We start from the raw sequence: 13,955 nt of genomic DNA, 5'->3' as shown, positions 1-13,955 counted from the left end.
TGCTTCAAGCACCGCGGACTCACAGCTTGCCATCCACCCCTCTCACCCCAAAGTTTATCCCCTGCCCAAGACACAAGCGGGCTTGCCCGCGAAGGCGATTCCGAAGGTGATGCCGTTGTACGAGAAAGCTCCGAAGTCTTGAGTCGAGGCGGCTGACGCCTTCGCGGGCAAGCCCGCTCCCACATTGGACCGCGTCCGTCTGGACAACTCGGTCACCTGTGGGAGCGGGCTTGCTCCGGGCGGCGTTCCGACGAAGAACGGTCACTCGGTGCTACAGACTAAACCGCGTCAAACCCAGCCGCTGCTCTGCATCGCCTTGTACACCGCGACAATCGCCAGCACCAGAAACGCCGACGCCGCCAGCCGACGAATCAACGTCAATGGCAATTTGTCCGCTGCAAAGTTACCCGCCAGCACCACTGGCACGTTGGCAATCAGCATGCCGGCGGTGGTGCCGATGATCACCAGCCACAAGTCCGGGTATTGCGCAGCCAGCATCACCGTGGCGACCTGGGTTTTGTCGCCCATTTCGGCCAGGAAGAACGCAATCAGCGTGGTCAGGAACGGGCCGAATTTGCGGGCGGTGCTGGCTTCGTCGTCGTCCATCTTGTCGGGCACCAGCGTCCACAGCGCGGTCGCGGTGAAGCTCGCGGCGAGGATCCAGTGCAGCGTCGCATTCGAGAAGAAACTGCCGAACCAGGCGCCTACCGCACCGGCTGCCGCGTGGTTGGCCAGAGTCGCGGCGACGATGCCGGCGATGATCGGCCAGGGTTTGCGAAAGCGAGCCGCGAGAATCAGCGCGAGCAGTTGCGTCTTGTCGCCGATTTCGGCCAAGGCAACGATGGCGGTGGGGACGAGAAGTGAATCCAGCATCAGGGTTTTCCTAAGGGGCGGGTCGACACGGCTATGACACGTACAGCCTTCCCGCCCCGGGTAAGGTGTTCGTGTCATAGGTCTTGTCAAACCCTGCGATCCGTCTGATGCGGACGCTTGGGTCGCATACGCCATGGTCTGAGGACCAAGTATGTTGACGTATGCCGGACGAGCATGGCGCTCGTGGGAGACTACTCCCCTAGGACGGAGCGGATTCTGCCTAGGCAAAATCCGTTAGGCAAGCACTTATTTATCAGCCGCGTTTGGCCCGATAGATTCTGAAACCCTGACCTTCGGCCTTGATTGCACAGATGCCCAAGTGCTCTTCGATCAGCGGTTGATACTTCAGGAAGCTGTTGGCGACCAAGCGCAGTTCGCCACCGTTTTTCAGATGTTTGGCTGCTTTTCGCAGCAAGTTCTCGGTAGCGAAATAGTCGGTATGCACGCCGACATGGAACGGCGGGTTGCTCAGGATCGCGCTCAAACCCATTGGTGCGGCGTCGATGCCGTCACCGGTGATCACCTCGGCTTCCAAGCCATTGGCGGCCAGGGTCAGGCGACTGCTGGCGGCGGCAAATGCGTCGACGTCGAGCAACGTAACTTGATTGTGTGGGTAACGACGCTTCACGGCTGCGCCCAGCACGCCGGCGCCACAACCGAAGTCCAGCAAATGACCGCTCGGCAACTTGTCCAGGTGTTCCAGCAACAACGCGCTGCCGCGATCGAGTCGACCGTGACTGAACACGCCTGGCAGGCTGATGACTTTCAGCGGGCCTTCAGCCAGCGGCAATTCATAGGTCTGCGCCAGGCTTTCCAGCGACTTGGCTTCCGGCGCATTGGCCACGGTGACTTGCCAGAGCTGGCAATGCCGCGCGCTGTCGAGCTTGCGCGGCTTGCCGAACGGGTTCAACTGCTTGGCCGCGCCCTCGATGCCGCTGCGTTTTTCGCCCACCAGGTACAACTCTCGACCCGCCAGGCGCGAAGCCAGGGCGTTGAGGATGTAATCGGTCAGGTCCTTGGACTTGGGCAGAAACACCACCGCCGCCCCGAATTCGCGCTCGGGCGCATTCACGCCAAAGTGGCTGCGCTCGGCAAAGCGCGCGTCCAGCGTGGCTTGATCACCGGCATGCCAGCACCAGCCATGGGCCTGGGGCAGACGCCCGAGCAAATCGTCGGCGGGCAAACCGGCCAGCAGCACCGAACCCTGGAATAACTCGGGCTGACGAAGCAGTACTTCACTGCGCGGATCCATAACTGCTCCTGTGAAAAAAAGTGCCGCAGTCTATCAACTGACGACCCGCAGCGCTTTACCGCTGAAGAAACCTTGGGCGTTTTCAGTCAATTGACCGACGATCCGCTGGCGCGCCTCGCGACTGCCCCAGGCGTTGTGCGGGGTAACAATCAGCCGTGGAATGTCGTGGGCCAGCAATGGATTGCCGGCGGTCGGTGGCTCGACAGTCAGCACATCGGTGGCGGCACCGCCCAGGTGACCGCTGCGCAAGGCATCGGCCAACGCCTGTTCGTCGATCAAACCACCGCGTGCGGTGTTGACCACGAAAGCACCGGGCTTCATCGACGCCAATTCACGGGCGCCGATGAAGTGGCGAGTGTGTTCGTTGAGCGGGCAATGCAGGGTGAGGGCGTCGATCCGGGGCAGCAGTTCATCCAGCGGCAAGCGATCCGGCCGGGCCGGGCGCCCGGGAATCTGCCCCAGCAATACGCGCATGCCGAAGGCCTCTGCCAGACGCGCGACGGCGCCGCCCAATTCGCCATGGCCAAGCAGGCCGAGGGTCTTGCCGTCCAGTTCGGCAATCGGGAAATCCAGCAGGCAGAACTGTTTTGCCTGCTGCCAGCGACCTTCACCCACGGCTTTCTGATAATCAGCCAGGCGCGTTGCCAGGTTGAGCAGCAACATGATCGTGTGTTGCGCCACCGACGGCGTGCCGTAACCCTGACAGTTGCAGACGGTGATGCCGTGGGCGCGGGCGGCGGCGAGGTCGACGTTGTTGGTGCCGGTGGCGCTGATCAGGATCAGCTTCAGATCGGGGCTGGCGGCGATGGCGGCGGCATCGATCAAGACCTTGTTGCTGATGGCCACCGTGGCGCCCTTGAGCCGTTCGATCACCTGATCCGGCGTGGTCTGCGCGAACAGTTGCAGGTCGTCGAAACAATCACGCAAAGGCGTCAGGTCGAGATCGCCCAGGTCCAGGGATGGGTGGTCGAGGAAAACGGCGCGGCGAGTGTTAGTCATCAACTGTACCTTTTGTGCATTGAACTGAAGGCGTAATCTGCCGAGCCTACCAGATGGCACAAATGGTTACTTACTGCCAGGCCAGACGCCAAACCTGTGGGAGCGAGCTTGCTCGCGAAGGCGCACTACCCGTCAGCATCAGCGTTGAATGTTGAGCCGTCTGCGCGAGCAAGCCCGCTCCCAAACGGGTGTGGCGTTAATCCTGTTTATTTCCACCGATCTGCCCCAGAGGAGCCCCCATGTACTGGACCGAGTTCTTGACCGTTGCCCTGATTCACTTGCTGGCCGTGGCCAGCCCAGGCCCCGACTTTGCCGTGGTGGTGCGGGAGAGCGTGACCCACGGTCGTCGCGCCGGCACCTGGACGGCGCTGGGCGTCGGTACGGCGATTTTCCTGCACGTCGGTTATTCGCTGCTCGGCATCGGGCTGATCGTGTCGCAGTCGATCATGCTGTTCAACGCTCTGAAATGGGCGGCCGCCGCGTATCTGCTGTACATCGGCTTCAAGGCACTGCGCGCGCAACCGGCCAAAGCGGTCGATGACGACCTGCACAAAGAAGTCGGCGAACGCACCGCTCGTGGCGCATTCACTTCCGGTTTTGTGACCAACGGCCTGAATCCGAAAGCCACGTTGTTTTTCCTGTCGTTGTTCACCGTGGTGATCAACCCGCACACGCCACTGGCGGTGCAGGCCGGCTACGGGGTTTACCTCGCGGTGGCGACGGCCGTGTGGTTCTGCCTGGTGGCGAGATTGTTCAGCCAACAGCGCGTTCGCGCCGGTTTCGCCCGGATGGGGCACTGGTTTGACCGGACCATGGGCGTGGTGCTGATCGCCATCGGCGTGAAACTCGCGTTTACCGAGATGCATTGATCGGAAATGGCTCCTCGCTTCCTGCAAATGCTGGCGCAAAGCTAGCATTTGTACGGCTCTGCAAATCATTCCTTTGGCTGATTTGACTCGCGTTGAAGGGCACTAGAGTGCTTACTTTCAGCCATCACCGTGCAGTCAGGAAAAGGGATTCTTATGTTGCAGACTCGCGTTATCCCCCCAGCAGAAGGCGCTTACCAATATCCGCTGCTGATCAAGCGCCTGCTGATGTCCGGCGCTCGCTATGAGAAAACCCGCGAGATCATCTACCGCGACCAGTTGCGTTACAGCTACCCGACCCTGATCGAACGCGTCGCGCGGCTGGCCAACGTGCTGACGGCGGCCGGGGTGAAGGCCGGTGACACGGTGGCGGTGATGGACTGGGACAGCCATCGGTATCTGGAATGCATGTTCGCCATCCCGATGATCGGCGCGGTGATCCACACCATCAACGTGCGCCTGTCGCCGGAACAGATCCTCTACACCATGAACCACGCCGAGGACCGCTTTGTGCTGGTCAACAGCGAGTTCGTCGGGCTCTACCAGGCGATTGCCGGGCACCTGACCACGGTGGAGAAAACCCTGCTGCTGACCGACCTGCCGGAAAAAACCGCCGACCTGCCGAACCTCGTCGGCGAGTACGAGCAGTTGCTGGCGGCCGCGAGTACGCAGTACGACTTCCAGGACTTCGACGAGAACTCGGTCGCGACCACGTTCTACACCACCGGTACCACCGGCAACCCCAAAGGTGTGTATTTCACCCACCGGCAACTGGTGCTGCACACCATGGGCGTGTCGACCATCATGGGCGCCATCGACAGCGTGCGGCTGCTGGGCACCAACGATGTCTACATGCCGATCACGCCGATGTTCCACGTGCACGCCTGGGGCTTGCCGTACGTAGCGACCATGCTCGGGCTCAAGCAGGTTTATCCCGGCCGTTACGACCCGGAATACCTGGTGGAGTTGTGGCGCAAGGAGAAGGTCACCTTTTCCCACTGCGTGCCGACCATCCTGCAAATGGTGCTCAATGCCAAAGCTGCGCAAGGCACTGATTTCGGCGGCTGGAAAATCGTCATCGGCGGCAGCGCGCTGAACCGTGCGCTGTATGAAAACGCCAAGTCCAAGGGCATTCAACTGACCGCCGCGTATGGCATGTCGGAGACCGGGCCGCTGGTTTCGTGTGCGCACCTCAACGATGAATTGATGGCCGGCACCGAAGATGAGCGCACCACTTATCGGATTAAGGCCGGCGTGCCGGGGCCATTGGTGGAAGCGGCGATCGTCGACACCGAAGGCAATTTCCTGCCCGCCGACGGCGAGACCCAGGGCGAACTGGTGCTGCGTGCGCCATGGCTCACCGAGGGTTATTTCAACGAACCGCAGAAGGGCGCCGAGCTCTGGGCCGGCGGCTGGCTGCACACCGGCGACGTGGCAACGCTGGACAGCATGGGCGTGATCGACATTCGCGACCGGATCAAGGACGTGATCAAGACCGGCGGCGAGTGGATCTCCTCCCTGGACCTCGAAGACCTGATCAGCCGCCACGTGGCGGTACGCGAAGTAGCAGTGGTGGGCATCGCCGACCCGCAATGGGGCGAGCGTCCGTTTGCCTTGCTGGTCATCCGCGAAGGCCATGTGATCGGGGCCAAAGAACTCAAGGAGCACCTCAAGCCGTTCGTTGAACTGGGGCACTTGAGCAAGTGGGCGATCCCGAGCCAGATCGCCCTTGTTACTGAAATTCCCAAGACCAGTGTCGGCAAGCTCGACAAGAAGCGCATTCGCCTCGACATCACCGAATGGCAGGCCAACAACAGCACCTTCCTCTCGACGCTTTAAGCGTCTTTCAAGCGCCACTGGCGTGCCGCAAATGGCACGCCAGCCCCACCAAGCAAGCGCTTGGCTTGTGAAATTCAAATTTTCAGCCATCCTTGCCGTGCCGACATGTGTCGGACTGGCGAAAGGACTGTTCCAGAGTGGCTGGCAGCTGCAAATCACACTTTAGAGGGATCAAGCTCTACTACCTGCTGGCTATAGTCCGCTCAAGGATTTTTAAGAACGGAGCAAACGCACAACACGGGGCGATGCAATTTGGAGTGACTTCGGGACGCCTTGGCTCCCGGTCAACCATCACGTTTTTAGAAGTGCTCACTGCCATAACAATAATGCACATGGAGTAGCGTCGATGACATCAGTAAACACGTTCTGGCGCCGGGCGAAATTGCCCCTGGCGGTCAGTCTCGCCTCTTCGCTCGCCGGGCCTGCATTCGGCGTCAGTTTCAACGTTGGTGAAATCGAAGGTCAGTTCGACTCGTCGCTGTCCCTGGGCATGAGCGTGTCGACCCAGCAGCCGAACAAGAACCTGATCGGCGTCAACAACGGTGGGCACGGTCTGTCACAGACCTCCGATGACGGCCACCTGAACTTCAAGAGCGGCCAAGCCTTTTCAAAGATCTTCAAGGGCATCCATGACCTTGAATTGAAATACGGCGATACCGGCGTGTTTGTCCGGGGCAAATACTGGTACGACTTCGCGCTGCAAGATACCAACCTGGAATTCAAGAACGTCGAAAACAACGGCCGCAAAGAGGGCGCCAAGTCCTCCGGCGGGCAAATCCTCGACGCCTTCATCTATCACAACTACACCATTGCCGACGAGCCGGGTTCCGTGCGTCTGGGCAAGCAGGTCGTGAGCTGGGGTGAAAGTACCTTCATCGGCGGCGGCATCAACTCGATCAACCCGATCGACGTGTCCGCGTTCCGCCGTCCCGGCGCCGAGATCAAGGAAGGCCTGATCCCGGTCAACATGTTCTACGTGTCCCAGAGCCTCACCGAAAATCTCTCGGCCGAGGCGTTCTACCAACTGGAATGGGACCAGACCGTCGTCGATAACTGCGGCACCTTCTTCTCCCAGCCGGACATTGTTGCCGACGGTTGCAACGACAATCTTCGCGTGCTGAACAAGCGTTCGACCATTCCGGCCGTCGCACTGGGCCCATTGGCCGCCGCGGGCGTCGACGTCAACGAGGAAGGTGTGCTGGTTCGTCGCGGTGGCGATCGCGATGCTCGCGACAGCGGCCAGTGGGGCGCGTCGTTCAAGTACATGTTCGATCCGCTCGACACCGAGTTCGGTGCGTACTTCATGAACTACCACAGCCGTGCGCCGATCTTCAGCGCCACCGGGGCACCACAATCGGTGTTCAACGGCGTGGCGGCATTGCCTGCCGCGTTCCAGGCACTGGGGCCTCTGGTGGTCGCGGGCAGCTCGAAGTACTTCATCGAATACCCTGAAGACATCCGCCTCTACGGTCTGAGCTTCTCCACCACCTTGCCTACCGGTACGGCGTGGAGCGGTGAAATCAGCTACCGTCCGAACGCACCGGTGCAGCTCAACTCCACCGACATCCTGTTCGCGGGCATTCGTCCGTTGGGCAACGGCAATCCGGGCAACCCCCTGACCAACGCTTCGTTGCTCTCCGCCCCGGCGGGCACCGACCTGCATGGTTATCGTCGTAAAGAGGTCACCCAGTTCCAGACCACCCTGACGCACTTCTTTGACCAGGTCATGGGCGCGAGCCGTCTGACCCTGGTGGGTGAAGTGGGCGTGACCCACGTCGGCGGCCTGGAAAGCACTTCCGACGTTCGTTATGGCCGCGACCCGGTCTTCGGTCCGGGCGATCTGCCTGCCTCGGGCGCCCTGGACACTTGTGTTGCGCTCAACAGCAGCACCATCAGCGGTGCCGGCGCGGGTGCCGCCACCAACAACCGCAGTCGCAATTGCACCAACGAAGGCTTTACCACGGCGACTTCGTGGGGCTATCGCGGTCGTGCGATCTGGGAATACAACGACGTGTTCGCCGGTGTGAACCTCAAGCCGAACGTGGCCTGGTCCCACGACGTGAGCGGTTACTCGCCAGGCCCTGGCGGCAACTTCGAGGAAGGCCGCAAAGCGGTCAGCCTGGGCGTCGATGCCGAATACCAGAACACCTACACCGCGAGCCTGGCGTACACCAACTTCTTCGACGGCAAGTACACCACCGTGGATGATCGCGATTTCGTTGCGCTCAGCGTCGGCGTGAACTTCTAAGCACTGCATTTCAGGACGAACACACCTATGAAAATAACAAAGAGTCTGTTCCACGCCGGTGTTCTGGGGCTTTCGCTGCTCGCGACTGCCGTCATGGCAGCGGTCCCTGCAGCCGAAGCGGACAAGCTGGGCAAAAGCCTGACGCCGATGGGCGCCGAGATGGCGGGCAATGCCGACGGGTCGATCCCGGCCTGGAAACCGCTGCCGAAGAATGCCGGCACGGTCGACAGCAAAGGCTTCCTGTCCAACCCGTTCGGCAGTGAAAAGCCGTTGTTTACGATCACGGCCAAGAACGTCGATCAGTACAAGGACAAGCTTGCACCGGGCCAGTACGCGATGTTCAAGCGTTACCCGGACACCTTCATCATGCCGGTCTACCCGTCCCATCGCGGTTCCACCGTGCCGGATGAAGTGTTCGCCGCCATCAAGAAAAACGCCACCAGCACCAACCTGGTGTCCGGCGGCAACGGCCTGGAAAACTTCGACACCGCGATACCGTTCCCGATTCCGAAAAGCGGCGTTGAAGTGATCTGGAACCACATCACCCGCTATCGCGGTGGCAGCGTGACCCGTCTGGTTACCCAGGCCACGCCACAGCCTAACGGCTCGTTCAGCCTGGTGTACTTCCAGGACCAGTTCGTGTTCCGCGACAAGATGAAGGACTACGACCCGAAAAACCCGGGCAACATCCTGTTCTACTTCAAGCAGAAAGTGACCGCGCCGGCGCGTCTGGCCGGTGGTGTGCTGCTGGTGCACGAAACCCTCGACCAGGTGAAGGAACCGCGTTCGGCGTGGGTCTACAACGCCGGTCAACGCCGTGTGCGTCGTGCGCCACAAGTGTCCTATGACGGGCCGGGTACGGCGGCGGACGGCCTGCGTACCTCGGACAACCTCGACATGTTCAACGGTGCGCCGGATCGTTACGACTGGAAACTCGAAGGCAAGAAAGAGATGTACATCGCCTCCGACAGTTACAAGATCGACTCGCCGGACCTCAAGTACACCGACATCATCAAGGCCGGCCACATCAACCAGGACCTGACGCGTTACGAGTTGCGCCGGGTGTGGCATGTGGTTGCAACCCTGAAGGAAGGTCAGCGCCACATCTATGCCAAGCGTGACTTCTACATCGACGAAGACACTTGGCAAGCGGCAGTGATCGATCACTACGACGGTCGCGGTCAACTGTGGCGCGTAGCCGAGGCGCATGCCGAGGACTACTACGACAAGCAAGTACCTTGGTATGCGCTGGAAGTGCTGTACGACCTGCAATCGGGCCGTTACCTGGCACTGGGCATGAAGAACGAAGAGAAGCAGGCGTATGACTTCGGCTTCACCGCCACCACCAGCGACTTCAGCCCGGCCGCGTTGCGTCAGGACGGTATTCGCTAAGCGCACTGAACAGAGGCCGCATCCTCGAAAAACGCCCCGACTGGTTCGGGGCGTTTTTTTTTGCGCCGTGAAATGTGTGGCGATTTGGATGGCCTCTTCGCGAGCAAGCTCGCTCCCACAGGTCACGGGTTTTTACCAGGAAATGCGATCTCCTGTGGGAGCGGGCTTGCTCGCGAAGAGGGCGACGCGCTCTGTCAGGAAAAACCTCCCGCCACCTGTCACACCTTTGCGCGGAGCCTTTTTGTAGCCATTTGTAGCAATAACCTTCATTACCGCTACGTTTACCGCTAGTCTGCGGACATCTGCAACGCCGCCATCCGCAATTCAAACAAGAGCCGGCCATGACTGATCTGTCCCCACTCCCGGGCCCTGCAAGCGTTGCCGTCGCGGCATTGGACGGGCGTTTTTTTCGGCCTCCGTTGCCCGACGGTCACGTACTGCGGCCACGCCTGTGCGAGCGCCTGAGCGCCGGGCTCGGTGGCAGGCTGTTGCTGGTCAGCGCACCGGCCGGGTTTGGCAAAAGCTCATTGGCCGTGGAGTTCTGTCAGGGATTGCCGGCGCATTGGCGAAGCCTTTGGTTGGGGTTGAGCTCGCGAGACAACGATCCCGGGCGGTTTCTGGAGCGTCTGCTGGAAGGCCTTCAGGATTACTTCCCGCAACTCGGCGCCCAGTCGCTGGGCTTGCTGAAAATGCGCCAGCGTCATCAACCGTTCGCCTTCGAAGAATGGCTGGACGGTTTGCTCGATGAACTGGCGGTTCACCTTTCGACGAATACCCCCCTGCTGCTGGTGCTGGATGACTACCATCTGGCGCAAGGCCCGGTGCTTGACCGTTGCCTGCAATTTTTCCTTAACCATTTGCCCGATGGCCTGTTGGTCATGGTCACCAGTCGGCAACGTCCGGACTGGCATCTGGCACGCCTGCGGCTGTCGCGGCAATTGCTCGAGTTGCATGAGCAGGACCTGCGGCTGACCCATGACGAAGCGTTGACCTTGCTCGATCGACACAGCAGTTCGCTGCGAGGCGAGGCGCTGGAGAGTCTGATCGAACGCAGCGAAGGCTGGGTGGCCGGTTTGCGCTTCTGGTTGCTGGCGGCTTCCGAGGCGGGCACCGAGGGCGCGTTGCCGCAATCGTTGCACGGCGGGGAAGGGCTGATTCGCGATTACCTGCTCGAAGAAGTCATCGATTGCCTGCCCGCCGAAGTGCAGTCATTCCTGTATGACACCGCCCCTCAGGAGCGTTTTTGCAGCGAACTGTGCGACGCGATCCGCGATGCCCACGACAGCGCCGAGATTCTGCGCTTCCTGCAGGCCCATCAGGTATTCCTGGTGCCGCTGGATGAACATGGCCATTGGTATCGTTATCACCACCTGTTTTCCGACCTGTTGCGCACCCGGCCCACGGCTCAAGCGATTGTTCCGGCCGCCAGCCTGCACCTGCGCGCCTGTCGCTGGTTCAATGCCCAGGGTTTGCTCGATGAAGCCGTGGAGCAGGCGTTGCGCGCCGGGCACCTCGACGTCGCGGCCAACCTGGTGCAGAACCTGTCGGAAGAGCAACTGCTGGCCGAACAGAACGTCGGCATGTTGTTGCGCTGGAAAATGGACTTGCCCGACAGCCTGCTGATCAGCACGCCACGGTTGATCGTGCTCTATAGCTGGGCGTTGGGGCTGGCGTGTCAACTGGACGCTGCCGAAGAGTTGGCGGCGCACCTGAGTCGCTTCCTGCCGGCGCCGTCGGCCACCGCGCAGAAATCCATGCTTGCGCAATGGCTGGCCTTGAGCGGGATCATCGCTCGCGGTCGGGGTCATCGGGACCTGACCGTGCTGTATTGCACCGAAGCGCTGGAGAGTTTGCCGTCCAAGCGTTACGGCCAGCGGCTGATGTGCCTTTCGACGCTGTCCAACCTGGCGATTGCCGACGGCGACCTTTGGCGAGCGCGCGGCTTGAACCGCGAGTCGCTGGAATTGGCGCAACGGGTCGGCAATCCGTTGTTCGAAGCGCTGGCCCATTACGACCGCGCCCGCGTGTTGCAAGCGCGCGGGGAAATCCTGCGGGCGCTGGAGGAAGTTCGTCAGGGCCTGCAACGGCTGCAAGGTTTATCGCCGCAGCGACTCTATGCGGTGCGCGCGCGGCTGACCTTGTACGAGGGTTTTTTGTTGGCGCTGCGTTTGCAACCACAGGCCGCACGCGTGCGTTTGCAGAGCGGTTTGAACGAAGCACGCGCCTGTCGCGATATCAGCGTGTTGGTCGGTCACTGCGTGATCGCCCGGCTCGAAGGCAACAGCGGCGAGTTCGCCAAAGCCTTCGCCGAACTTGCTGAAGCCGAGCGCGTGATGCACATCTGGGACGTGCCGCCGATTTACTACCTGGCGATGATCACCCTGGTCAAATGCGAACTCTGGCTGGCCCAGGGCCGCACCGATCTGGCCGAAGCCTGGCTGGCGCGTCTGGGCCAGACCTACAACGGCGAGCACCCGGCCGCACCACCGGAATTCCATCCGCAGTTGCCGCTGCACATCGAATTGCAACAAGCCTTGCTGGAAGTGATTCAAGGACAGCCGATGCTCGCCGAAGGCCGCTTGAATGCGCTGGTCGAGCATGGGCAGCAGACCGGTCGGCAAATGCTCTGTGTCATGGCACTGACGCAAAAGGTTGCCTTGTTGCTGGTGGGCAACCGTGAGCCCGAAGCGCGCAGGGCGCTGGCACAGGCGCTGGAAGCGGCGGCAGGCGGTGTGTTGCAACCGTTTGACGGATTGCTGGCCGAGCATCCGGACTGGCTGCGCGGGCAGCTGCAACTCTGTGCCCCGACGGCTGTTTCGCAGGTACTTGCGGAACAACTTCCAGCCATGACCGAGCGGCCGGCCCAGGAGGTATCGGCTGGACCGGAAAATCTCAGCCTGCGTGAGCTGGCCGTTCTGCGGTTGATCGCCCAAGGGTGTTCCAACCAGGAAATCAGCGATCAGCTGTTCATCTCGCTGCACACCGTTAAAACCCATGCCAGCCATATCAACAGCAAGCTTGGGGTTGAACGGCGCACGCAAGCGGTGGCGCGGGCGAAAGAGTTCGGGCTACTGACCTAGCGCCACACGACGCAGACCGCAAATAAAAACGCCCCGAACCAGTCGGGGCGTTTTTTGTTTGGTCACCCGGCCTGTTTTGCAGACCAGGTGTTGCCGTTGTGGTGAAACGGTCAGGCCACCAGGTCGTTGGCGCTAAAAGCGTTGACGCCGACCAACTGGATTTCGAAGTCCGCCCCTGCGTTGCCGCTGACATTCCCCGAAAGCACGTGATCGACGAAGCGCACTTGTCCTGCGCCGGTGAAGTCATTGGCACCGATGAAGGTGAAACCGTTGAAGCCACCCGACAGCAGGTTGGCATCGAACTTCGTCAGATCGATCTTATCGCCCTGCAAGCTGCTGAAATCGGTGATTACATCGCGGTTGGCACCGGTGCCGATCTGACTTACAGCACCGAACACGAACGTGTCGGAGCCCGCGCCACCGGTCAGGGTATCGGTACCCGCGCCACCGTCGAGGATGTTGTTTTGGCCGTTGCCGGTGATCGAGTTGTTCAGGCTATTGCCCAAGGCAGTGAAAGCACCGGTTCCCAGCAGCAGGATGTTTTCAACGTTGACCAGGTTGCTGGTCCCTAGATTGACCACATTGTCCTGAGCGGTGGCATTGAAGGTGAGGTAAAGAGTATCGATACCTTCGTTGGCGTTTTCCTGTAGCAGTGTCAGTTCGGCACTCTGATCCAAGGCGTAGGCGTCGTTGCCCTTGCCGCCGATCATCGTGTCGATGCCGAGGCCGCCGTCGAGGATATTGTTGCCGTCGTTGCCGGTCAGCACGTTGTTCAGGGTGTTGCCGCTGCCATTGAGGTCGGCACTGCCGGTGAGGGTCAGGTTTTCCAGGTTGGCGCCCAGGGTGAAGTTCACCGACGAGCGTACGGTGTCGATCTCGCCGACCAGGGTGCTGGTTTCGCTGACCACATCGCCGACGTTGTCGACGATGTAAGTGTCATTGCCGGTGTCGCCGGCCATGAAGTCGGCGCCCGCACCGCCATCGAGGAGGTTATTGCCGACGCTGCCCTTGAGGACGTTGTTGAGGCTGTTGCCGGTGCCGTTGAGGTTGGCGCCGATCAGGGTCAGGTTCTCGACGTTGGTGCCCAGGGTGTAATCGATGTAGGAGTAGACCGTGTCGATTTCCGAAGTCGAAGTGCCTTGCTCGACGATCACGTCGCCGACGTTATCCACCACGTAGGCATCGTTGCCGGCACCGCCGATCAGGGTGTCCGCACCGGCCTTGCCGTCGAGGATGTTGTCGCTGGCGTTGCCGGTGATCGTGTTGTCCAGGCTGTTGCCGTACGCCGTGAAGGCGCCGGTGCCGAGCAGCACGAGGTTCTCGACGTTTTGCAGGTTGCTCAGGTCCAGGTTGACCACGCTGCTCTGGGCCGCATTGAAGGTGAGGTAAAGGGTGTCGGTCCCTTC

8 protein-coding genes, 1 pseudogene and 1 riboswitch are annotated in these 13,955 nt (G+C 61.0%); of the genes and pseudogenes, 5 read left to right on the top strand and 4 right to left on the bottom strand.

The window, feature by feature from the left end; all coding sequences use genetic code 11:
- Positions 1–288: 288 nt before the first annotated feature.
- The 3 genes from ACQKP4_RS21825 to ACQKP4_RS21815 all read right to left on the bottom strand — a co-directional run bounded on the left by ACQKP4_RS21825 (position 289) and on the right by ACQKP4_RS21815 (position 3,124).
- Positions 289–873 carry a TMEM165/GDT1 family protein gene (locus tag ACQKP4_RS21825; RefSeq protein ID WP_109502507.1) on the bottom strand — a complete coding sequence of 195 codons (585 nt, stop codon included), beginning with the start codon at positions 871–873 and terminating at the stop codon, positions 289–291.
- Positions 874–961: 88 nt separating this feature from the next.
- Positions 962–1,086, bottom strand: a riboswitch (yybP-ykoY riboswitch).
- Between the two features lie 40 nt (positions 1,087–1,126).
- Positions 1,127–2,125, bottom strand: coding sequence for a methyltransferase (locus ACQKP4_RS21820; RefSeq protein WP_427635675.1), 999 nt, complete (start codon positions 2,123–2,125; stop codon positions 1,127–1,129).
- A gap of 33 nt (positions 2,126–2,158) precedes the next feature.
- On the bottom strand, positions 2,159–3,124 hold the full coding sequence (locus ACQKP4_RS21815; RefSeq protein WP_427635674.1) for a 2-hydroxyacid dehydrogenase: 966 nt from the start codon (positions 3,122–3,124) through the stop codon (positions 2,159–2,161).
- A 239-nt stretch (positions 3,125–3,363) separates the two neighbouring features.
- Between ACQKP4_RS21815 and ACQKP4_RS21810 the strand changes: the two genes are divergently transcribed.
- From ACQKP4_RS21810 to ACQKP4_RS21790, 5 genes are all read left to right on the top strand, one after another.
- Complete coding sequence (locus ACQKP4_RS21810; protein ID WP_427635673.1) at positions 3,364–3,993, top strand: LysE family translocator; 630 nt, start codon at positions 3,364–3,366, stop codon at positions 3,991–3,993.
- Positions 3,994–4,146: 153 nt separating this feature from the next.
- Positions 4,147–5,829 carry a fatty acid--CoA ligase gene (locus ACQKP4_RS21805; RefSeq protein WP_427635672.1) on the top strand — a complete coding sequence of 561 codons (1,683 nt, stop codon included), beginning with the start codon at positions 4,147–4,149 and terminating at the stop codon, positions 5,827–5,829.
- A 346-nt stretch (positions 5,830–6,175) separates the two neighbouring features.
- Positions 6,176–8,077, top strand: coding sequence for a DUF1302 domain-containing protein (locus ACQKP4_RS21800; protein ID WP_427635671.1), 1,902 nt, complete (start codon positions 6,176–6,178; stop codon positions 8,075–8,077).
- Positions 8,078–8,104: 27 nt separating this feature from the next.
- Positions 8,105–9,469 (top strand): DUF1329 domain-containing protein, encoded by a 1,365-nt coding sequence (locus ACQKP4_RS21795; RefSeq protein WP_427635670.1) that lies wholly within the window; start codon positions 8,105–8,107, stop codon positions 9,467–9,469.
- A gap of 341 nt (positions 9,470–9,810) precedes the next feature.
- A complete protein-coding gene (locus tag ACQKP4_RS21790; protein WP_427635669.1) occupies positions 9,811–12,549 on the top strand; it encodes a LuxR C-terminal-related transcriptional regulator in 2,739 nt (912 codons plus the stop codon).
- Between the two features lie 110 nt (positions 12,550–12,659).
- On the opposite strand, the pseudogene ACQKP4_RS21785 reads toward ACQKP4_RS21790, so the two are convergent.
- Positions 12,660–13,955: pseudogene (locus ACQKP4_RS21785) on the bottom strand (calcium-binding protein); the annotation flags it as partial.

Origin of the sequence: Pseudomonas sp. NPDC086278, assembly GCF_050280905.1 — a bacterium.
Taxonomy (GTDB): Bacteria; Pseudomonadota; Gammaproteobacteria; order Pseudomonadales; family Pseudomonadaceae; genus Aquipseudomonas.
Note: the sequence above shows the minus strand (reverse complement) of the source record. Positions and strands in the feature narration are given on the sequence as shown.

Excerpts from the sequence above, each read along its gene's own strand:
- ACQKP4_RS21825 (WP_109502507.1), bottom strand. The coding sequence starts at position 873 with ATGCTGGATTCACTTCTCGTCCCCACCGCCATCGTTGCCTTGGCCGAA.
- ACQKP4_RS21820 (WP_427635675.1), bottom strand. The coding sequence starts at position 2,125 with ATGGATCCGCGCAGTGAAGTACTGCTTCGTCAGCCCGAGTTATTCCAG.
- ACQKP4_RS21815 (WP_427635674.1), bottom strand. The coding sequence starts at position 3,124 with ATGACTAACACTCGCCGCGCCGTTTTCCTCGACCACCCATCCCTGGAC.
- ACQKP4_RS21810 (WP_427635673.1), top strand. The coding sequence starts at position 3,364 with ATGTACTGGACCGAGTTCTTGACCGTTGCCCTGATTCACTTGCTGGCC.
- ACQKP4_RS21805 (WP_427635672.1), top strand. The coding sequence starts at position 4,147 with ATGTTGCAGACTCGCGTTATCCCCCCAGCAGAAGGCGCTTACCAATAT.
- ACQKP4_RS21800 (WP_427635671.1), top strand. The coding sequence starts at position 6,176 with ATGACATCAGTAAACACGTTCTGGCGCCGGGCGAAATTGCCCCTGGCG.
- ACQKP4_RS21795 (WP_427635670.1), top strand. The coding sequence starts at position 8,105 with ATGAAAATAACAAAGAGTCTGTTCCACGCCGGTGTTCTGGGGCTTTCG.
- ACQKP4_RS21790 (WP_427635669.1), top strand. The coding sequence starts at position 9,811 with ATGACTGATCTGTCCCCACTCCCGGGCCCTGCAAGCGTTGCCGTCGCG.